The organism is Bradyrhizobium sp. CCGB01, assembly GCF_024199795.1.
Classification (GTDB): domain Bacteria; phylum Pseudomonadota; class Alphaproteobacteria; order Rhizobiales; family Xanthobacteraceae; genus Bradyrhizobium.
This window is the reverse complement of record NZ_JANADK010000001.1, coordinates 1,620,425-1,641,341: the sequence shown is the minus strand read 5'-3', so window position 1 is coordinate 1,641,341 and position 20,917 is coordinate 1,620,425. Positions and strand designations below refer to the sequence as shown.

Sequence of the window (20,917 nt, the reverse complement as noted above, 5' to 3'; positions counted from 1 at the left end):
CATGGTCTCGCCGCGAAGTCCTGCAGCACGATGAGAATGAAACCGGGAACCTTTTGTCACGCCTTAAGGTTCCACAACATCTTACGGGATTATCTGCGCTAGCATGGAAAGGTACGATCACCGCTCTATCTGGGCTCGGCGATGATTTTGTTGGCTGGTAAAGATACGAGCAGTGGTGATGCCATAGTTTTCGATATCGCTGTCCATCACGCAGACACTCATCATACATCCTAACCAATTCCGCCGAATATCCTCGCGAGCGCGGAATTCTTGCAGGCGTGCCTTCGCAGCTTCTGTTCGACGAGAACGACACGGATATCGCGCCGGCGGTCTGACCTTTGAGCCGGAATCTCGCGCGCAACAAACCGAAGGAGTGAAGCCTCTGCAGCCACTGCGCATCACTGACATCGATCTCGCGTCCGGTGCTTGCATCGCGGCCACGATTAGGTGCCAATCGCGACCCAAGCTGCTCGGCTGGCTGGTTGGGGGACTCCTCCCCCGCAAATCCAGAGCATATGCACATCCATGCTCGCCTCGTCCAGCCAGCATGGTGAATCGGAAACAGTCTGATTCGGAACTCCCAAATTCATTCAACCTAATCCCGCTTTAGATGCTTTTATTTTCTTGAAAAGTGCTGGCCCTGCACGGGGCTCGCTCTTTCACTCTTTACGGCGTCCTGCAGTGGACGCGACACCAGTTAGGCCACCATCGACGTTGCCGACGCATGCTCCGAAAACTCAATAAGGCCGAGACGAATCGCCTTTACAAGACCCTGAGTCCGGTTCGCCGTGCCAAGCTTTCGGATTGCGTTCTTGACATGGAAATTCACCGTATTCTCGCTCACGCTCAGTATCTTCCCAATTTCCCAGGATGATTTGCCCTCCGCCACCCATCGCAAACAATCCTTTTCGCGCTTGGATAGGTCCACTTTTCTCTCGGAGGGACAGTCCGAGGGCTTTGCGATCTCCGCAAATGCAATATGAAAGTGCCAAGCCAGCGTATTGAGACGCCTCACATTCCTTTGAAGATCGGCATCATCAAAAAGGGAGGCGAATGACATCACAGATATTCGCCCTGATGGCCCAAATAGCGGCACGCTGACGCCATTCTTCAGGCCCGCCTCTCGGGCCTCCTGTAGTACACGTCGTTCACATGTCTGCAGCTGGTATACTCTCGCGAGCTCATCCCAGAGGAACGGCGCCGCAAACATCGGCGTCCGCCGGACCACCGGATCGATGGTGTAGTACTTGCGCTCCAAATAGCGCTGGCACCAGTCAGGCGGAGCCTTCATAGCCACTAGAGGCGGCGGGCACCCCGCTAGACGAAGGGGCTCGGCGAAGGTGAGTGCTCCGTAAGCAACCTCAGTGAACCCCTCTTGGCTTGCGCAGCTCACAAGCAGATCAAACAGCGCTTTGAGAGATTGCGTTTGGTTTGCGCACTCGACGAAACTGAAGAGGTTCATATGGCGCCTCACGCGATCGAGCCGGAAAGCTGTTCTGCGCCGTTCGATCGAGCTTGCTTCAGGTTCGCTGCATTCTTGACATGCTCCAGACCACGACGCAGTCGCGTGAATGGGGCGGGAGCTCCGGACCGAAAGGCGCCATTGGTGCAGGTACGACATGCACATAATAGCGATCTGGGTAAAGTCGGAACGCCGGCGGCTATATGGCGGTGTCCATATGGCTTCCGCAGGCGCGCAAATGATGGTGGATCGCGCGAAAAACGACTGCGCCGATATTTCGTGCGAGACTGAGTGCCCCTGTCGGTCTTTCCTCTACGCCATGTAAGCGTCAGCCAGTTGCTTTTCGATCGGGCCAGGGATGGTACCGAGAGCTTCGGATTTGGGCAGGCACCTGAGCCGCAGTACACAGATCGGCTTGACGGCGTCCACACTCGATCGACCGTTAACTCGTGCGTATCATCGCCGGCAGCCCCTGGCTGTTCGGCGGTGAGCCGGCGTCGACGCAGACGCAATCTTTGAAATGCATGGCGGTCGCGGATCCAAGAGACCCGACCTTGTGAAAAGAATCCGGCCCATTTGCTGAGCTTGTTGTGAGAACGCCGATGCTGCCGTCGAATTGGTCGCGCAGGGCCCCCACTCCCATCAGCAGGAGCCGATCGAGCTGGATGATACTGGTCACCAGCCCGGCGCTTGCCGACATCGGCGAGAAGTTGCATGGAGGTTTGGGCAAACTCCGGGCCCGGATTCATGTAGCTGACACTGAGCATCCGCTTCTCCAAGAACTTTGTAAGCAGGGACTTTGCGAGCACCGAAATAGACGCAGCAAGTGTCATACCAACCGCGGCCATCGGGAACTCGGTCGTCAAGACAAGCACGTGAAGAGATTGACGGGTCTTAACCGAACTGACGCACTGCGACATACGTCGGATTTACGACAGCGCTGTTTGCACCAGCCACTACATCGCTCAATGTAGATCAACAAATCTCCTGAGCTTGGGTAGCATACGACCTTCTGCTCGCACAGAACGTTGAACGCGCCGAGCTAGCGGCTGCACGCTCCGCAAGCGACCAAAGCTTTCTACCCATTCGTGCAGGACTACGCATTCAACTCACACCCAGTTCAGGTGTCGCAGCAAAACTGCCCCCGACGAGGACGAGGCCCGAATTCTTTGCCCTGCTATTGTCGAGGTTAACTTCTTTGCCCTCCGATCAACTACCAACGTTAGTAATTGAACGTGATGACGGAGTCGTGCGAGTCATTGCTTAATCAGGTCGCGCCTTAGGTCACTCAGCATGTAACATAGATCTGTTCGCGAAAACGGGTCCGATCGATGCGTGAAATCACTGCCTGCCGATTATAATTCGACCTTGGGTTTGCCCCAACAACGACCTCTCTTTGCTCATGGAAATCCATGATGGGCTTTCGAGAGCAATCGCTCGCGCCCCGTCGTCGCCATACTGGAAACTGACATCGTCAAACACGATCTCTAGGTTGTTGATGTATATGCCGACCTCCCGCAGATACGCGTGGATAACGTAGTAGCTGGTCAGCACGTAGGTGACATCGCCGGGCAAGGGGCGCCTCGCCATCCACAGCCATACCGCGCCGCCGATCACCGATACCGGAAGGCACAACTGAGCGAGAGCTGACATATGGCCGCGCAGTTGTAGCGCAGCCCAGTTCGCCGCAGCCGCATGCGCCAGCGGTCGATGGTGTGGGCGAGTCGAGCATCCTCACGCGCTTCAGCGCCCGAAAGATTTTACCACCGCATTGCAAGTCAGCGCATCGGCCAGCGTGCCGGCGATCTTCGTGTCCCACGCGTTGGAGACGCGTGCGGCAGGCGCGATATAGTGGATCGAAAATGTGATCGTAAGCGCGACATAGATTGACGCACCTCGCGATCACTCCACCTGGCGCAGACCAATGCAGCCCGAGCAGACTCTTGGAACCGACCAGTACCGTCCGCTACGGCAACAGGAACATCAGGATGGTGGCGTTGAGCAAGTCGAGGACCCACATGCCGCGCGTCATCTTCAGCACGTTCGAAACGGCATAAGAGTTGGCGTGCCAGTCGGTTGAGAACCGCTGATGCGCATGCGTGACACATCCGACATAGTCTTGAGCGTAAACGGAACGAATGCTTGCAGACCTGTGAGGCGCAGGATCATGGAAACGAGCCCGAGCGCGACAATGCCGCCGAAGGCAGCCAGCGCCGCATGTCGCGCCGCCTCATTGTAAGGGCTGACGTCAATGCGTTCACAAGATGACCGGAGTAGATCGACATGAACAGGTCGGCCGCCGTTGCGCCGAGGAAGCCCGCCAGCACAAGGGCGGCACGGTAGGGCTGGAGCAGCCAGTGGCGAAAAACGAACGGGAGCACCGCGCGGATTGCGATAGGACGTTTGTCAGGTAGGTCGGTCATACCTCTACCTGGCTACGCTCAGGATGCAAATCGGCTCCATCTGAATTGGACCCCGCATCACAAAGGCGCGATCGAGCACCGCCGTTCGGTCGGCATTCCCTCTTCAAGCGAAGCACTCGACGCGAACAGTCTAAGCCGCTCGGACCTAGCTCTACAGCCTTGCGCCGAAGCCCGGCGATCTCATGCAAGCGGAAACGCCTCACCTTACCTACCATTAGAAGCCTTTCAGAATTCGCTCATTACAGCGTCCTGCTCGAGGACGTCGTCTCCTTCAAAAGATCACAGTCGCGCAAAGCAGGCCTCGACAAGGCATCTGTCCAGTTTGCTTCATGAGATTTCCGCCCGTTGAGCGATCGGCGAGCACAAAGATGGTCGATCATGATGTTCCGGCAAAAGATAATGATCGCAGTTCATGGCTACACGTCGGTAAGACACGTGCCCATCAGCCGCAGCGTGGACGCTCATGCAATGCCAGTGTCAGTCATCCCAATCAATTGCCAAGGCTAGTAGTTGACACGGGCGCAAAGCATAGCCGGAACCTAGGAGCTATCGCTATCCGCGATATGAATGCATTCCATCCAAACAATCGATTTCACCAATTCACGTATTGCGGGTAGAAAGAACGCTGGCCAATGAGCAACCTGGTAGGTTTCCCATCGGCAAAGCTACGTCATCATGAACGCCGCGATCCGGTTGTAGGCACGGTTTTTGCCGACACTGCACCAGCTCTATATTGGCGGCAAGCACGCGCGCAAGCTTGAACGGCGCGAGGATAAGCCTTGCCTTCAAGCAAGACGGACCGATTGCGTTGAGACGTCTCCCGCTTACAACGACCTGCGCCACGGTGAGGTAGCTTGATGTTGGCGCAACCAACGTATGTATTGACCGTCTGTCGACTTACGACCTACAGGCATTGGGCTCGTCCCGAGCATTCTGTGTCCTTGGCGCAGGTGAAGCCGACGTCGATTCAGCTTGAGACGCTCCATGGATTAGATAGGGCGGCGGGCGACGCTATCCTTCTCACACCAGGCTCCTCCATGCTGAGGTACGCGATACCGCAGCGGCAGCCTCGTCGCGGGGGCATTTTTCGAGGATGTTCAAGATGAACATGCAGGACATGACCGCACTCAAAACGGACACGCTGCCTCGACATTTGCGCCGGCTCGAGGCCGAGTCCATCGAAATCATGCGCGAAGTTGTAGCCGAGTTCAAAGCGCCGGTGATGCTCTATTCAATCGGCAAGGATTCCACTGTCATGCTGCACCTTGCGGCGAAGGCATTTTATCCGGCGAAGCTGCCTTTCCCGCTGATGCACATCGACACGACCTGGAAGTTCCGCGAGATGATCACCTTTCGCGACGAGACGGCCAAGCGCATGGGAGCCGATCTGATCGTCCACGTTAACAAAGAAGGTATCGCCCGCGGCATTAATCCCATCGACTCCGGCTCGGCGCTGCACACGCAGGTCATGAAAAGCGACGCTCTCAAGCAGGCGCTCGATCTGTACGGATTTAATGCGGCATTCGGCGGCGCGCGTCGGGACGAAGAGAAAAGCCGCGCCAAGGAGCGCATTTTTTCGTTCCGCTCGGCAGGACATGTCTGGGATCCGCGCAACCAACGGCCCGAATTCTGGAACCTGTTCAACACCCGCATCCGGCAAGGCGAGACCATGAGGGTGTTCGCAATGTCGAATTGGACGGAGTTCGACATCTGGGAATACATCATGTTTGAAAACATCTCCCTTGTTCCTCTCTACTTTGCGAAACGGCGACCTGTGGTGCATCGGAACGGCGCCCTGATCATGATGGACGACGACCGGCTCCCGCTCCGGCCGAACGAGACCCCCGAAATGCGTACGATCCGCTTCCGCACCCTCGGATGCTACCCCCTGAGCGGCGCCATTGAGTCGGAGGCCACCACCATCGAGGACATCGTCGCCGAAATGCGGGTTGCGAGGTTCTCAGAACGCCAAGGGCGTCTAATCGACACCGATGATGCAGCTTCGATGGAGAAAAAGAAGCGGGAAGGATACTTTTGATGGGTATGGAACCCGCGCGATGCCTTGACGATATCGTCAGCAAGGATCAACTGCGATTCATCACCTGTGGCTCGGTCGACGATGGCAAATCGACGCTGATCGGGCGACTCCTGCACGACAGCAAGATGATCTATGAGGATCAGCTGCTGGCGCTCGCGCGCGACAGCGCCAAGCACGGCACGACTGGCGAGGACATCGATTTTGCTTTATTGGTCGATGGTCTTGAGGCGGAACGCGAACAAGGCATTACAATCGACGTCGCCTATCGGTTCTTCACCACGCCGCGTCGATCGTTCATGGTCGCCGACACGCCAGGGCATGAACAGTATACTCGCAATATGGCGACCGGAGCCTCCAACGCCCAGCTCGCCATCATCCTGATCGATGCACGCAAAGGAGTTCTGGAGCAAACCAAGCGCCACTCGTTCATCTGCTCGCTATTGGGGATCGGGCACGTCGTCGTGGCCGTTAACAAAATCGACCTCGTCGACTACCGTAAGGATGTCTTCGACGGCATCGTGCGCGATTATGTCGCCTTCGCTGCGGCGCTCGGCTTCAAGTCAATCGTCCCGTTCCCAATCTCCGCCAGGTACGGCGACAACATCATCTACCTATCCGGCAAGACTGATTGGTACCAAGGCCAATCCCTGCTGGATTACCTCGAGACGATCGACATACAATCCGAAACGACCGACCTACCCTTCCGCTTTCCGGTGCAGTGGGTGAACCGGCCCAATCTGGATTTCCGAGGGTATGCCGGCACGGTTGCCTCAGGAAGCACCGCGGTAGGTGATGAAATCATCGTGGCAACTTCGGGGCGCAGTTCACGCGTGACGCGGATTGTGACTCACGATGGTGATCTTGCGGTTGCCGAAGCGGGCGACGCGGTGACGCTTACGCTCGAAGATGAGATCGATGTTAGCCGCGGCGACGTCTTTGCGAGCCCCACGCAGCGCCCTGAGGTCGCCGACCAGTTTGCCGCTCATCTGATCTGGATGGACGAAGAGCCGATGGTGCCGGGCCGCTCTTATGCGTTTCGGATTGGTACGCAAACGATTGCATCCGGCAGAGTCATCTCCATCAAGTACAAGATTGACGTCAATAAGCATGAGCGTCTCACGGCGACCACATTGGGTCTCAACGAGATCGGCCGCTGTAACGTTGCGACCGTCGTGCCTGCGAGCTTCGATCCCTACCACGTTAACAGGCGCACCGGATCTTTCATTGTGATCGACCGCTATACCAACCGCACCGTTGGCGCGGGAATGATCGATTTTCCGCTCCGGCGGGCAAGCAATACCGTCTGGCAGACACTGTGGATTGGGAAGCAGGAGCGTTCCGCGCTCAAGCAACAGAGGCCGTGCATCATCTGGTTCACTGGGCTTTCCGGCGCCGGCAAGTCTACGATTGCGAATATCGTCGATCGAAAGCTGTACGCGACGTCGCATCACACGACGCTGCTGGACGGCGACAACCTCCGCCACGGCCTCAATTGCGATCTCGGGTTTACTGATGCAGATCGCGTCGAGAACATCCGACGTGCTGGTGAAGTGGCCAAATTGATGCTGGAAAGCGGCCTGATCGTCATCTGCTCGTTCATCTCACCCTACAAAGCCGACCGAGACATGGTGCGCAAGCTCGTGGGCGACCGCGAGTTCGTCGAGGTGTTCGTAGATACACCATTAGATGAATGCGTTCGGCGTGATTCAAAGGGCCTCTATGCCAAGGCAAGATCCGGCAAGATCACGAACTTTACTGGCATCGATGCGCCGTATGAAGCGCCACGTGTGCCGGATATCCACTTGAAAACGCTGGGCAAGCAACCAGGGCAGTTGGCTGAGGCGGTGCTAAACTGCCTGGCGGAGCGAGGGATCATCGCTCGGACATAGTGCCACCGAGGGCTCTGCAACGCGCCGGCGCTGAAGTTTCAGAAACTGGCAGCGCTATCCCCTTCGAGAGGCCGAAACAAAAACCTCCTAGACCACGTGGGTCCAAACAAAAGGAATTTTCTCCTCGAGCTTGTCTCGATAAACTACTTCACCTGCAGCCCCCGACGAGCATGACAATTGCAAGACAATTCCGTTTGGCCGCATGGCTTACATCTATCGACCATGCCTGGGCGAATACATGTTTTGAGCAGCGCGCAACGCCTGCGCGCCCTAGCGATGCCACTTATGATGGGACTTCAGAATATAGGCGCCCTGAAACGCACTATGGCGCCGGGTTGTTGACCGGTAAAGTGATAGCATGACAAGTTCAAGCACGCGGCACGTGATCATCATCGGCGGCGGTGCCAGCGGCGTCTTGCTCACCTATCAATTGCTGCACCGGCCGAAGAGCCATTTGCGCGTCACGCTGATTGAGCAGCGTCCCGATATCGGGCGTGGTATCGCGTATCATACAGGTAACCCCGATCATTTGCTCAACGTACGCGCCTCAAATATGAGCGCGCTGCCTGACCAACCAGACCACTTCTGGCGCTGGCTGAGCGCGCGTGACGCAGGCGCGCCGCTGCGTCCCGATCCATACTGTTTCGTGCCACGACGCATCTATGGCGATTACCTCGCGAGTTTGCTCGAGCAGCAGATATCTGACCCGACAGACGCACGGCGTCTGTCGATCCTGCAAGGTACTTGCGTCGATATCAACGAGGGGCCAGCTTGCGTGTCGGTCAAGCTGGATGATGGCAGATCGCTAGTGGCCGATACAGTCGTTCTCGCAACGGGACATGATACGAGAGCTAACCGCCCGGCTCATGCGAATCCTTGGGCTCCACCGTCGGCCGCTCCCATCGCCCCTAATGCAACCGTACTGATCCTGGGCACGGGGCTCACCATGGTCGACTACGTTCTGTCGTTGTTGCGTGACGGCCATCGCGGACCGATCGTTGCTATGTCACGGCGCGGCCTGCTCGCGAAAGCCCACCGCCACATCGATGCTTTGCGAATTGAGGAGAGGGATGTTCCTTTCGGCGCCAGCATCAGCAACCTGCTACGTTGGCTTCGCGACCGTATAGACCGGAATGCGGCCCAAGGTGGCGACTGGCGCAGTGTCATCGATGGCCTTCGACCCTATACACAGCGGCTGTGGCACGAGCTCCCCCGGGCATCGAAACGCCGCTTTCTCGAGCACGCGCGCGCCTGGTGGGACGTGCATCGGCACCGGATGGCGCCGGAGGGCGAAGCACGCATCAGCCAGGCATTTGACAGAGGGCAGCTTACGCTCATGGCTGCAAAGATGATCAACATCGAGCCCGACAACACCGGAGCCAGAGTCACGTACCGCCGGCGGGGCGACGCCAATCCTCTCGACATACAAGTCGGCGCCGTCGTCGATTGCACCGGCATCGTCAAAGATCCGCGCGCTACGCTCAATCCGGCAGCGCGTAGTTTGTTCGACCGTGGTCTAGCCCGCGTAGACCCGCTCTGCATCGGCATTGAGACCGATCGCAATTGTGCGATCATCAGCCGCGACGGCGCGGCTTCGCGCAGCTTGTTCGCGGTGGGTCCGCTCACGCGCGCGGCCTTTTGGGAGATCATTTCGATACCGGATATTCGCCACCAATGTGCAGCACTCGCGGCCCTCCTGGTCGACACTGCGAGCGATCATCAACCCAAACTGGACACCCAAATTGGACCATGAACGGTCTGACTGCTGACGTCCCCGCTAATCAAGGTGCGGAAGCTTGTCTCCATAGTGCAGCTAGTCAAAACTCGTTCTGCTTAGAATGATAGGCCAAATTGCCTTCTGTTCAGGTCCATGGTGCACTATAGAATCGTGGCTTTCGCCGAGAACACAAGACGCTCAGTGCGTTCCGATCGGATCCTCACTATCAGCACTCCCACGAGGAGGCGCTCGGGTGCGCCGAGAACGATGCCCCGATGAGGGACCCCGCCGCGGTTCTGGATTGCTCATAAACCCTTTGGCCGCTGGGGCAAACCTGGAGCGTGTCACCGGCGCGGTAAGTCGCAAGGTGGACAAACTCAACGCGCAACCTGTGTGCATCACCGAGATGCATGTTGAGAACCTTGCGCTGTATGCGAGACGCGCCCGGGAAGGCGCGATCCAGACGGACTGCGCAATCGTGACCGTGTATTGTGTCACCTCCGGCTAGATGCGTGCTCAGGAGCATACTGGAGCCCCGCCTGGATCGCTCCCGCCGGAAGATCTTCAAAGTGAGGTGGGCGAGGAGTTCGGTCGCGCTTGCCGCGCTCCTGACGGGCACCAATTTCTGTGTCCCGGACGATTGCCGTGTCAATCCGCACGGGAACGAATCCCTACGGGATCAAAAAAGCTCAATGCTCAAACATGATCTCCCGGCACAAGAAGCGCTCGCAGAGCAGGTCAAGATTGCACTACAGTTCTTGATCGCGGTCTATATCGTTTCGCATCGAGCGCGAAAACCGAACCTGCATACCGAGCCAATGCTCCGATGGATGGGCAAGAAAAAGGCCGCTTGAATGACAAGCGGCCCAAGTCTAGGGAGGAAACGCCCAAGGAGGGCAGCGGCAGCGCAAAAGGCTACCGCGCTGCAATAATACACCACCGCACCGCACAAGCAAGTTATTTTTGCCTGTCAGCGCGAGCCCTGCCCTCACCAGCCGCCGCCCTCGCTCTGTGGCAATTCGCTCTTCACTTTTAGGCAGAAACAACTCTCGTGCTTTTGGCCTGAATGGCCAATGCCCAGCCATGGTGAACTAGAAAACGTGAAACCTCTGCGCAAAGCGAAAAAGAGAGTTTCTGCCGGCAACTCCAACGAGCTGCGCTGGATCTGCGTAAAGAGGTGATCAGGCGGCGGGGCGAACTCAATGCGTTTTGTGTTCGATGCCACTGGCGGGGAGAAAGGCGAGCCCTCCGCAATTAGACAACGCCTTTCTCTCAGCTTTGTCTGTTGCAGGTTTTGATCGACATCAAGCATTGGTAGTTCTGCCAACGGGCGCTAGCGGTAGCCAGTGGTCCTGAGTCGCGCCGGCTATGTAAATTCTCCCCTTACAAGAGGCGATCGGTTGGAGATCAGCGCTGTATTTGCAGCTCGCCTACGTCGAACTCAAGTCGTCGAAACTGAACCAATGGCGCAAGATGTCGACCGACTTGCTCGCGATGCAGGAGGTCCACCACCGCGGCACCGTGCGCCTTCAGCGTCGAGGATCGCAAGCAGCGGTTTCGGTGAGCTGACACTCCAAGAGACATTTGGTGGCCCTCATGAGGACATAAGCCTGAGTACATGTCTGACGAACCTGCCCGAGATGCGCCTATCAGCGGCGGTGCCCTAGGCGCGTCCAGATTCTAGCGCTCTGCCTCTCAATTGCGCGTGGTTCGATGTGGTGTATACGGTCGGCGCAAACAACACGATTGTCGGCTTTGAGACCAATGTCCCTTATTCGACGCGCGCACCAAATTGCGAGCTAACGAGACCCAAGCGGCACGCCGCTTGCTTCATCCCTAGCACCGTCACCGAGGCGAGCTGACGGTGGCTGAGAAAGCGGGAAAGCGCGGCGGAGTGTTTGATGGGACCGAGCGTTCTTGCCGAGCAAAATCGATTGCCTCCCTTGCAAGCTGCGCAACCAGTTCGGCGGGCTTGGGGCCAGCAGTAAAGCCCCCCGCACGTTGTGGAGGCGGTCAGAACCCAACTGACGTGCAGGTCGGCAGTGGTTACGGCCGGACGCCCTTCGGCAATCCGGGTTTGCCAATATGTCCACGTCGTCGATAGGCTTATCCTTCTGGCAGGTCACTTTGCTACATGATGACGGTCAGGCGCAGTGTGCGTCTTTCGAATGCGACCTGATCGGGACTAGCAACTGCCACTCGGACCTCACCCCCCGTAACGATCGACGTTCCGATCAACCCCTACGGCCACCGATGAACAACGATGTTGCTGCCAATCGCAGCCTGCAGGAAGCTCATTCAGTGATCGCAACACCCAACACTGACGCTTCCACGCGGCTGAGGGGGAGAGCGCATGTCCGCTCCTCAGTTTGAGCACGAAACAACTATACTGCGCAAGGACTCGGGACAGGGCAAGCCTGCTTTTTGAGAGACGACGGCGGATCGGGGCGCAAACGGAAGACGTTGCGAGGTGATACTCGAACAATCGATCGAAACGGAGGCGCCTCAGCGCATGCTCGACATTCTCGATCGCTGCATATCCACCTTAAGGCACAGCTGCGCTAGAACGGTCTGTTGCCTGCGAACCGTGCCCTTGAGGCACGCGCGCAAATTCTTCTGCGGAGGAAGAGGCTGATGGGACGTCGTTACATGTCACATATCGCGATAGTTGCGTTGGCTAGTCAACAGTATCTGGCAATCGCGCTCATCTGTTAGGCCATTCCCGTGATCCTTCGAGGCAACGGCGCCAGCCTAGAACTGACCGGCTTGTATAGTACGCAATTATCTGCCTTCAACGTTAACTTCCTTTGGGCCCCGATCGTAGATCGTTGGAGCCTCAATCATCTCGGGCTGAGGCGCTCATGGATCCTGTTGGCCCAAGTCGCCAGTACCACTGTGCTGGCAGCGATGGCATTTTTGAACCCGAAGACCAATCTCGTGGCGATCTTTCTTGTTTCGCTCACGCTCGCAACCGTTGCAGCGACACAGCGCATCGCAACCTTGGGCTACATAGCGGAAGCCCTCGATTCCAATGAGCGGCCGCTCGGGGCCGCGCTGCTGGGCTGGGAGGCCACGTAATCGGCGGCGCGGTCTGCCTTCGTCGCGCCGCTGACCAGCGCGATTCTCTCGCGAATGGCGCCGCGCCGAGGCTTGATGGGGGGCTGCGCAGTCATGGCGGTCGGTTTTGGAGCGCTTTCGATTATCGATCGCTATGTCGGCGCTCGCGTGAGCGCCGTCGCGAACGTTGGGATCGTGTTCGCGGCACTGCCAGTCCAGCATGTTACATTCACGAACTGGTTTCTCGGGCTCACCCGGCCTGGAAGCGCGTGGACAGATGTCACGTTCCTGACTTCGGTAATGGCGGCGTTCGCATTGGTAGGGTTTGCGGCGAGCGGGTTCATCGCGGCAAGATTGGGCTATGGAGTCACGATGATTTCTCCGAACCTCGGCTATGCTCTCTCAGCCTTTCTCTCTGCGGCATTGGTCCGCCAAGCTGACACGCAGCGCCTGGTGAGGGACTGATGCTCAGGCACATGCAGTAGAGCGGATTCCAACCAGAAGCGTTTGGGATACCCAAACAGGTCAGTTCTGATCCGAGCTTCCTGCTGGTGAAGGAAGCCGCCAGTCATAGCCGGCATCTGTTTCGGTCCAGGCGGGTGGTCGCCGCCGTTGAGGGCGGCATGTCACCTCGCGAGCTGCGGCGCACTTCGCGGGGGGCGTATCTCGCACGTTCGCTGGGTGAGGAAGCGCAGCATTCCTTCGAGCCGGTCTATGAAAATCAGATCACATGCATCAAGCTCGTCAGACTTCATATGTACCTGCAGATAGGCGGCGTTGCGCGCAAAGCTGCTTCAGAGCCAGGTTGCCGTGCAAATAGCACCGACTAAGCCTTTATGGACAGAAACCGACACAGTCAGTTTGGCGGAAGTTCCGTCCTCCAGCGTTTCTATGCTCGGACGGAGCTCTTGCGGCTACCCGCTTAAAACTGTCAAGCCCTTAACATCTGTAGTTGAACAGTTTGACCGCATCATCTTGAACTCGCTCGACAACATTCGAGTGATAAGGGTTTTCCGTCCAGATCATTTCGCCACCCTCCTGCCCGCTCAGCTTGTCGCGGTCCATGGTCGATCGTTCGAGTGGCTGGACATCCGCACCGAGACAGTCGCCCAGCTGCGCGATCCGGTGACGCTCGAACGAGCGTGGGTGTCCCTAGCCGCGATCACCGTTCCGGCGCAGCCAGAATGGGCGCCGACACATCCCGCGGTCAGGGAGGGCCGATCGCCCACTTTGTCATTTTTTTCCGTCGCTTCGTTCGTCGGAAAAACTCAGCTTCTCGCACCAGTGCGGACTATTCTGAGCGAGGTTGACTGCAGATCAATGCAAGCCACTTGACGCTCGCTCTCCTTGTTGCACGCCTGGTGCCGAAGCAGATCAAAACGGCGGGTCTCCGCGAAATGAGCACCTCAAATTGGGCTGCACTAAGCCGAATCACAAGAACGCTGGCGTCCTTATCTCTATCAGCAACTTCGATCTCAGGGGGTTTTGGCGCGCATCGAAACCGCAGTCGATGGAATTCGATATGATGCCCAGATTCGATAGTCGGTCGTCGGCAACGAACGGATTCTGCGTTCAGCGGATCAGTGTTCGTCCCGCCTCGTCAAGATCGTCGAGGTAATGTACCCCAACACTTCGTGCCGATGAGGCGCACCTCTGAAAGCCGACGAGTTCACCGCGATTGCATTGCTGCAGTTCGCAGTTTATGCGCATGCATTCTTTCGCCCGACGGTCGCCCGAAGCAAGCTGGTGTCGGCCAGATTGGCCCCAACGATCGATCGCACCATACCGCCTCTCACGGTAGCGCCGACGTTGCCACCCCGAAGACCGGAAAGTCGACATCACGGCCGTCTCCCGGCGGTGCCGGCACAGCCTAAGATAGTGCCGACGATCGCGTCGATCCGAGACCAATAAGGTGTGGGCAGCACTTAGCGGGCCGCTGGTGCCGTTTCGCGAAGGAGCGACTGACGCTGGGTGCCGACAAGCCTGCGGATGCAGAAGACTTCGTCAACAGGCTGCGCTCGATGAATGTGACGCCGCACGTTGCGCAGGACACCAGCGGCCGCAGTTCTGCGGTTGACGGACGACGAATCCGGCACGGCGGCTATGCCGTCAGCCGGCGCATCCCGAAGCGCAGTGAGGAGGCACTCGGCTGGATGAAGACGATCGCCTGACAAGAGAAGATCAGGTTCGTGGCGGTGATCGCGTCGGGTGGGCACTTACCTTCGTTGCTGTGGCCTATAATCTCGTACAGCTACCTAAGCTGATCGCGGAGACCTGCTGATGGCCAGGGTGCTCGGCTTCGAGCGCTCGTGCGGAAAAGCATGCTTGAAGAACTCGATATCCTTGCGCCGAGCAGAAGACGGGCCAACGCAGCCGGCTGCAATTCTGCAACATATAACGCAGCGACGATGATCGCAGCGACAACTCCCGCGCGCGCCTAATCTCATCGCAAAACGTGCCGGCGCGATAGCGGGTAAGGATCGTCACGATCGAAAAGATGCCGATTACCGTCAAGAACATCTTCGGCCCAAAGCCCAGGCGAAGAAATTCGCGAGCGAGCGTCCCCAATGGCAGCCTAAGGTCAAAACCCGAAGAAGGTGAGCATGATGAATTTGAACAGCGGGACCACCGACATGACACCGTTCAGTTTCCGGAGGCTTGGCGGGTCGGACCGAAGGCGTCCTTAAATTTTGCAACCAGTGATGTCGGTTAGCGGCTGCACTCGGTTACTTGCAGCTTACGTGATCGGTCGGCCCGGACCGGGTGCAAGTGACCACGTTTCATTTCAGAAACTCCCAATGATCGAGCCCAACAGGATGACGACCGGCAGCGCGAGCAGAGCGCCTGCGATGGCAACCAAAATTATGTCTCGATAACTCTCTTTGGGTGTAGTGCCACAGACCGAAAGCAACGTGACCACCGCCCCACTAGGGGGAAGACTGTCGAGAGTGCCGGCGCTCATCACGGCGACGCGATGCATGAGTTCCGGATCGATGTTCAGTTCAAGTGGGCGCGACAAATAGGTCGCGCCGAGCGCGCCGAGCGCGATGGTCAGGTCGCCAGACGCCGAGCCGGTTAGCGCGGCGAGGATGTTCGTGGCTACGGCGAGAGAGACGAGCGGACCACCGCAGATCGAGAGCACCCAATCACGCACCAGCGCAAAAGCCGGCAATGCCGCGATGACGGCTCCGAAGCCGACGAGACTCGCTACACTGAGGATGGGCAGCACCGAGGCATTGGCGCCAGCGTCCAGTGTGTCGCGCAGCCTCTGCAGACGAGATCGGTTCACCACGCTCGTCGCTAGAATAGCGACGATGAGCGCTACGGCGACCGACCACGCGCCGCGGACAGCCGCGAAGGACGTTTCGCCCCAGCGTTCCTCGGCAAGGAAATCGAAACTAATTCGCGGAAGCACGACGAACAACATGGTTACATTGACCACGATCGCGAGCACCAGCGGCAGCCCGGCGAGGATAATCGGCGACGGCTCGAGGCTGAGATGTCCGCGCTCGATCTCGGCAGGATCAAACTCCCGGCGGTGGCGGCGCGCTCGCGCAGCACGGGATCGGAGAGACCCTGCTTGGGCAGCATCGTGTCTCCAGAGAACCCTTCCTTCCTGAGCCTCGCGCCTGCCTCGGCTCGCGCGAGCCACCAAAGGCCGAAGCCGAGCATGATCGTCGACGCGATGATGCCGAGCCCAGGCGCGGCGAAGGGTGTGGTGCCAAAGAAGGGCATTGGGATGGCGTTCTGGATGGCGGGCGTGCCCGGGAGGGCCATCATGGTGAAGGTGAACGTGCCAAGCGCAATCGCCGCCGGCATTAGTCGCCGCGGGATATCGGCGGCACGGAACAAGGCCTCGACCATCGGCGCTAGCACAAACAGGGCGACGAAAAGGCTGACGCCGCCATAGGTTACAATCGCACCGGCGAGCACCACCGCGAGGACTGCCCGCTGTGCGCCGAGCTTCGCGGTCATGAAATCCGCGATCGCGCTGACCGAGCCGCTGTCCTCCATAACTTTGCCAAAAAGAGGCTCAAGGAGAAACAATGGGAAGAACTGCCCGATGAACCTCATCGTGCTGACCACGAAGGTCTGGGTCCAGCTGGCGAGCAGAGGCTCGCCCGAGAAAAACGCCGCGATGAGCACTGAGATTGGCGCAAGGAGCAGGACGCTCGAGCCTCAATAGGCGAATAACACCAAGAGGCCCAAACCCAGCAGAATGCCGAGAAAACCCAAGGATCAGGCCCCCCGCAGCAGAATGTCAGATCGACCGAAGACCGTTTGCCAATATTGTCTCCATCGACGTCTAGAAACTCATCCGCCGCTTTCCATCCCTCATCTCGTAGCATCTGGAGAAACGCCCGCTCGGCGTTGATCTTGGAGGAATAACCGAGCATGGTCATAATGGTATTGCGGACGAAATGGATGCGCATTCTCCCCCAGCGCGCGCCTCGCTGTCATCGAGATTCGCGACCTTGCTCAGGAGGGCGATCATCCGAAGTTCCTTCAGGGTGGTGGCGTTGAACGACACTTCGTTGACGCGATTCAGAATTTCAGCTGCGGTCCGGCGCATGCCGGGACGCTCGATCGGATTGATCGGCACTAGGATTGTTAGGATTGTGTCGTTCGAGTCCAGCTCTCGCACAAGCAGCGTCAGCGTCGGTTTTCGGCGTAGCCGCCGTTCCAATACCTTTCCCCGTCGATATCAACCGCCTGGAACAGAGTCGGCGGGCAGGCGGAGGCAAGCAGAACATCCGGCGTGATCTCGGGGATTCCGGAACACCCGGCCGCGACAGGTTCAAACATTGGTCGCGGTGATGAAGATCCGAACAGGCGACTTCTTGAGCCGCTCAAAATCGATCGACTGTTCGAGTATGGAACGGAGCGGTTGGCGCCGGCCAAGTTGAGATCGTGGGACGAGAAAAGACGCCACATCATGTCCATTGCGATAAACAGCGGAGAATAGTCGAGCGTTCAGCGGCCGAGCCATACGTCGATCGGGCTGCGTTGAAACGGACTTAAGCGCGCGGTTTACGCGACGAGTTCCCAATAGGCGTCGAGGGCGGCCCGCGCGCCTTCCGCTCCCCCCACGACATAGCCATATGCCATCACTGCCTGCGTTCATCGCGCCGGCCGAGGTGCCGGATAGGCCGACGATGCGAAGCCAGTTCTCCTGAAGAACGCGATCGAGCACGCCCCAAGTAAAGGCGCCCTGCGAGCCCCCTCCCTGCAGAGCCAAATCCACAAGGACTGGCTCCCGAGGCTTTCTCCCTCCGCTGGCGATTTTCAGATCGGCCTTTAGGCTCTGGCATTTTGGCCTCCACGAAGGCGCGTCGCTTCGCCACGCTAAGTAACCCAGGAATAAACCCTCGCGGCGCCGTAGCAATGGACGTGGCACAATCGTGCAGCCCCGCTTGAAGAGAGGTCGTTCGCGCCGCGTCGGCAGACTGTACCTCACTGTTAGATTATGATCGACGAAAATCAATATTTCGCGGGTGCGCCACCCCAGCGGTAGTTCACGCGGACCAAACCGATATCGACGTCTTGACCAATACGGGCGGTACCCGCAAGAGTACCCGCCGGAGCACCCACGATTCCAGTTGAAACGAAGTCCACGTTCCGATCGCCCATGAACAGGTGGTCGTACTCAACGCCGACTGACCAGCTCGGAGCGAAGCCAAATTCAAGGCCCGCCCCTACCGTGCCGCCCCACCGAGTTTCGCTGCCATCGTTGATGGTTAGCCCCGTCTCGGGAAAAACGAAAACCCGGTATTTGTCGCGAACGACTGCAGCGCCACCTTTTACGTACAGCAGCGCATTGTTCCAGGAATAACCAATCTGGCCGGTGAACAGGCCGAATGCATCAGACTTGGATTCATCATGGACGCCTGCGAAAGCGAGGTTGGCGTTGGAGCCCTTGAAATTGGCCCAGTTGCCCTGCGCCTCCATGCCGAACACTGAATTTGCAATCTGCCAGCGGTAGCCGATGTGACCGCCCACCGTGGCGCCCGTCGCATCATGACACCCCATCGCAAGGGGCGGAGCGACGAGGACACCGCCGACGTTGACCGCATCCCAGCATTGATGCGCGGAGCCACCGCCGCCATTGATGCCGATGTAAAAGCCGGTCCAATCATAGATCGGAATGACCATCGGGGGCGCTTTGGCGTAGGGCCGTACGGCCATATCAGCGGCAGAGGCTGCGGCAGCCAGCGCGATGAGGGCTACTGTGCCCAGCAGGACTTCTTTCATTCTTTTTGCCCCTGTTTCGAATCGACCTTTTTGACGGTTCATCGAATCCAAGTGCCATGTGCCCGCCTTCTCCATCAATTGCTAAGGTTGGTAGTTGACCAGCTCGCGAGCGTTGCCGAATCGTCCCTCCGCCGAAGTGCATGTCAGGCCGGTTACGGATGCTGCCTGCCGAGGACGTCAGTAGCCTAAGGCAGACTATTTCTGTGAGTTTGCTTTTGAGAGGAGAGTGCCAGTCTGGGTTGGCGTATCGAGGCGGGTGAGAAAGCTGGCAGAACCTCTCAAAGAGAGCGATGCGCCATGAAGGAGACTAACAACATCCAAAGCTTCTGACACTCACAATCGTTGCTGCTCCATCGGCTGAAGGGGCGGAACAGGCCATTCCATCACCGAACACGTCCGGTCGATCACGCCAAAGAGCGCCCATACAAGCGATCCAATACACAGCTACCAACCTTGGGAATTGATAGCGAAGCCGGACATATGGCAATCGTAGTCGCAGACCAACGCAGAATTTGCTCAACCCTCCAAGATCGAGGTGCGATCTCGAGAAATGGGAGATGGCAGGTGCGCACATTCACCTCAGCAGCTCAGGGTTTGCTCGGATGCAATCGTTGGCAGCTTCGCCTCTGATTCCCGATATTGAGCGGCTGTCTGGCCCGCGGGCGGGTCAGCTGACAACGTCGAGGAGAGTTTCATGTCTGATCTTGTGGCGATCGTATACCAGACCGAAGCGAAGGCCGAGAAGGTGCGTCAGCGACTTCTCAGTCTCCAGAAAGAGTACCTGATCAGCCTTGGCGACGCGGTGATCGCGGTCAAGACGGACTCAGGCAGCATCAAGCTGAACCAGTTGGTGAACACAACGGCTATAGGTGCGGCGACCGGCAGCTTCTGGGGCCTCCTCATCGGGATGATCTTTCTGAACCCCATCATTGGTGTCGCGCTAGGGGCAGCGTCAGGAGCACTCGGAGGTGCCTTGACAGATTTTGGCATCGACGATGCCTTCATGAAGGAATTATCTACGGCGCTCGAACCCGGAAACGCCGCTCTCTTCGTTCTAATTAGGAACATGACCGCGGACAAAGTTCTGAAGGAGATCAAGGACGCCGGTGGTGTCGTATTGAAGACGTCCCTGGATGAGACGAAGGAACATATTCTACGTGACGCCCTTGCCAAGGCGGCGCAACCTCTCACCGGAGAGCAACCGCAAGGCGCGGCATCATCCTGAACTATCCTACCGATTGCGCAGGACGGCCAACCGCATAGGCGAAACCGCCCGCAGCCGATTTCTTGCCACGATTGATAATCGGCCGAAGTTACAGCGTGTGGGCCGAACATCACCGTGTCCCTGACAAACCTGACAATTGGGCAACGCACGATAGCTCGGGAGAGCGAGGTTCGCGACGGGCTCGGCAATGATGTGCATCTGGGGGGGCAGCACATCTTCCACCGGCGCATGCGCGAGCCATACAAATGCGCATAAGAATGCCATCGTTGCTCAATCCGCACTTCGCCGACATGGCTGGCGGCCGAGCCTGGTCTGCCGTGCTGGCACTCGCAATTAGAACTCCGCGGGCGAAATCGCTCACTATCTTACATGCCGGCGTCGAATCAGTCAGCCGACCAATCCTGGTAGGCACCTCCAGGGTTTCTAAGCTGTATGAATTGAGCGCTTTCTGATGGACATGCACCCATCGGGCAGCGCGGCGGTCAGCTTCGCTATTTGAGACGGTAAAGCTAACCACTGAAGTTGGCGGCGCGTGATAGGGACAGCGCTTGCGTGCTCGCGACGCCCCGAACGCCGAGTCTCGTTGTTGTTAAGTTCAATGGCAGCGCGGGCGCGGTAGGGACAGCGTCGACTTTTCGCATGTTTCCCGGCGCCGAGTCGCGTCCGCGCTGGCTGCCCAAGTGTAGTCGCGTCGGTCGCGCTCGGCCCTTGAGATTCTAGCCGCTTTGCGGCCAAGGCTGAGGTGATCGGTTCACGCGGCGTTGGTTCAGGAGGCTAATCAATTTTTGGAGGTGCAAGCCTAGAGACTTCTGAGATACAACTCCATCGCCCCGGGCTTTCCCACCGTTCTAACG

The 20,917-nt window shown here is 58.2% G+C and carries 13 protein-coding genes and 3 pseudogenes; 9 read left to right on the top strand and 7 right to left on the bottom strand.

Annotated features, from left to right (window positions below; genetic code table 11):
* Window positions 1-697: 697 nt before the first annotated feature.
* The 3 genes and pseudogenes from NLM25_RS07455 to NLM25_RS07445 all read right to left on the bottom strand — a co-directional run.
* Complete coding sequence (locus tag NLM25_RS07455; protein WP_254116295.1) at window positions 698-1,462, bottom strand: LuxR family transcriptional regulator; 765 nt, start codon at window positions 1,460-1,462, stop codon at window positions 698-700.
* Window positions 1,463-1,904: 442 nt separating this feature from the next.
* Window positions 1,905-2,141, bottom strand: a complete 237-nt coding sequence (locus tag NLM25_RS07450; RefSeq protein ID WP_254116294.1) for a hypothetical protein — start codon at window positions 2,139-2,141, stop codon at window positions 1,905-1,907.
* A 788-nt stretch (window positions 2,142-2,929) separates the two neighbouring features.
* A pseudogene (locus tag NLM25_RS07445) lies at window positions 2,930-3,885 on the bottom strand (ABC transporter ATP-binding protein); the annotation flags it as partial.
* 1,102 nt (window positions 3,886-4,987) lie between these two features.
* Here NLM25_RS07445 and cysD point away from each other — a divergent pair.
* From cysD to NLM25_RS07405, 8 genes and pseudogenes are all read left to right on the top strand, one after another.
* Window positions 4,988-5,923 carry a sulfate adenylyltransferase subunit CysD gene (cysD, locus tag NLM25_RS07440; RefSeq protein WP_254116293.1) on the top strand — a complete coding sequence of 312 codons (936 nt, stop codon included), beginning with the start codon at window positions 4,988-4,990 and terminating at the stop codon, window positions 5,921-5,923.
* Between the two features lie 5 nt (window positions 5,924-5,928).
* Window positions 5,929-7,812, top strand: coding sequence for a sulfate adenylyltransferase subunit CysN (cysN, locus tag NLM25_RS07435; protein ID WP_375167878.1), 1,884 nt, complete (start codon window positions 5,929-5,931; stop codon window positions 7,810-7,812).
* A gap of 358 nt (window positions 7,813-8,170) precedes the next feature.
* On the top strand, window positions 8,171-9,565 hold the full coding sequence (locus tag NLM25_RS07430; RefSeq protein ID WP_254136566.1) for an FAD/NAD(P)-binding protein: 1,395 nt from the start codon (window positions 8,171-8,173) through the stop codon (window positions 9,563-9,565).
* A gap of 1,383 nt (window positions 9,566-10,948) precedes the next feature.
* Window positions 10,949-11,098: a hypothetical protein gene (locus NLM25_RS07425; RefSeq protein ID WP_254116290.1), complete on the top strand. Its 150-nt coding sequence runs from the start codon at window positions 10,949-10,951 to the stop codon at window positions 11,096-11,098.
* A gap of 1,155 nt (window positions 11,099-12,253) precedes the next feature.
* Complete coding sequence (locus NLM25_RS07420) at window positions 12,254-12,607, top strand: hypothetical protein (RefSeq protein WP_254136565.1); 354 nt, start codon at window positions 12,254-12,256, stop codon at window positions 12,605-12,607.
* Between the two features lie 93 nt (window positions 12,608-12,700).
* A complete protein-coding gene (locus tag NLM25_RS07415; protein WP_254136564.1) occupies window positions 12,701-13,051 on the top strand; it encodes a hypothetical protein in 351 nt (116 codons plus the stop codon).
* 312 nt (window positions 13,052-13,363) lie between these two features.
* The gene (locus NLM25_RS07410) at window positions 13,364-13,921 is read left to right on the top strand and encodes a hypothetical protein (protein ID WP_254136563.1); all 558 of its coding nucleotides are present in this window, start codon (window positions 13,364-13,366) and stop codon (window positions 13,919-13,921) included.
* Between the two features lie 626 nt (window positions 13,922-14,547).
* A pseudogene (locus NLM25_RS07405) lies at window positions 14,548-14,867 on the top strand (IS5/IS1182 family transposase); the annotation flags it as partial.
* A 504-nt stretch (window positions 14,868-15,371) separates the two neighbouring features.
* Here NLM25_RS07405 and NLM25_RS07400 read toward each other — a convergent pair.
* The 4 genes and pseudogenes from NLM25_RS07400 to NLM25_RS07390 all read right to left on the bottom strand — a co-directional run bounded on the left by NLM25_RS07400 (window position 15,372) and on the right by NLM25_RS07390 (window position 18,838).
* Window positions 15,372-16,822: pseudogene (locus NLM25_RS07400) on the bottom strand (GntP family permease).
* Window positions 16,823-16,985: 163 nt separating this feature from the next.
* Window positions 16,986-17,273 (bottom strand): hypothetical protein, encoded by a 288-nt coding sequence (locus NLM25_RS44250; RefSeq protein ID WP_375166813.1) that lies wholly within the window; start codon window positions 17,271-17,273, stop codon window positions 16,986-16,988.
* Between the two features lie 111 nt (window positions 17,274-17,384).
* A complete protein-coding gene (locus NLM25_RS44245) occupies window positions 17,385-17,780 on the bottom strand; it encodes a hypothetical protein (protein ID WP_375166927.1) in 396 nt (131 codons plus the stop codon).
* A 287-nt stretch (window positions 17,781-18,067) separates the two neighbouring features.
* Window positions 18,068-18,838: an outer membrane protein gene (locus tag NLM25_RS07390; protein ID WP_254116287.1), complete on the bottom strand. Its 771-nt coding sequence runs from the start codon at window positions 18,836-18,838 to the stop codon at window positions 18,068-18,070.
* 694 nt (window positions 18,839-19,532) lie between these two features.
* Here NLM25_RS07390 and NLM25_RS07385 point away from each other — a divergent pair.
* Window positions 19,533-20,063, top strand: coding sequence for a DUF1269 domain-containing protein (locus tag NLM25_RS07385; protein ID WP_254116286.1), 531 nt, complete (start codon window positions 19,533-19,535; stop codon window positions 20,061-20,063).
* Window positions 20,064-20,917: the final 854 nt, after the last annotated feature.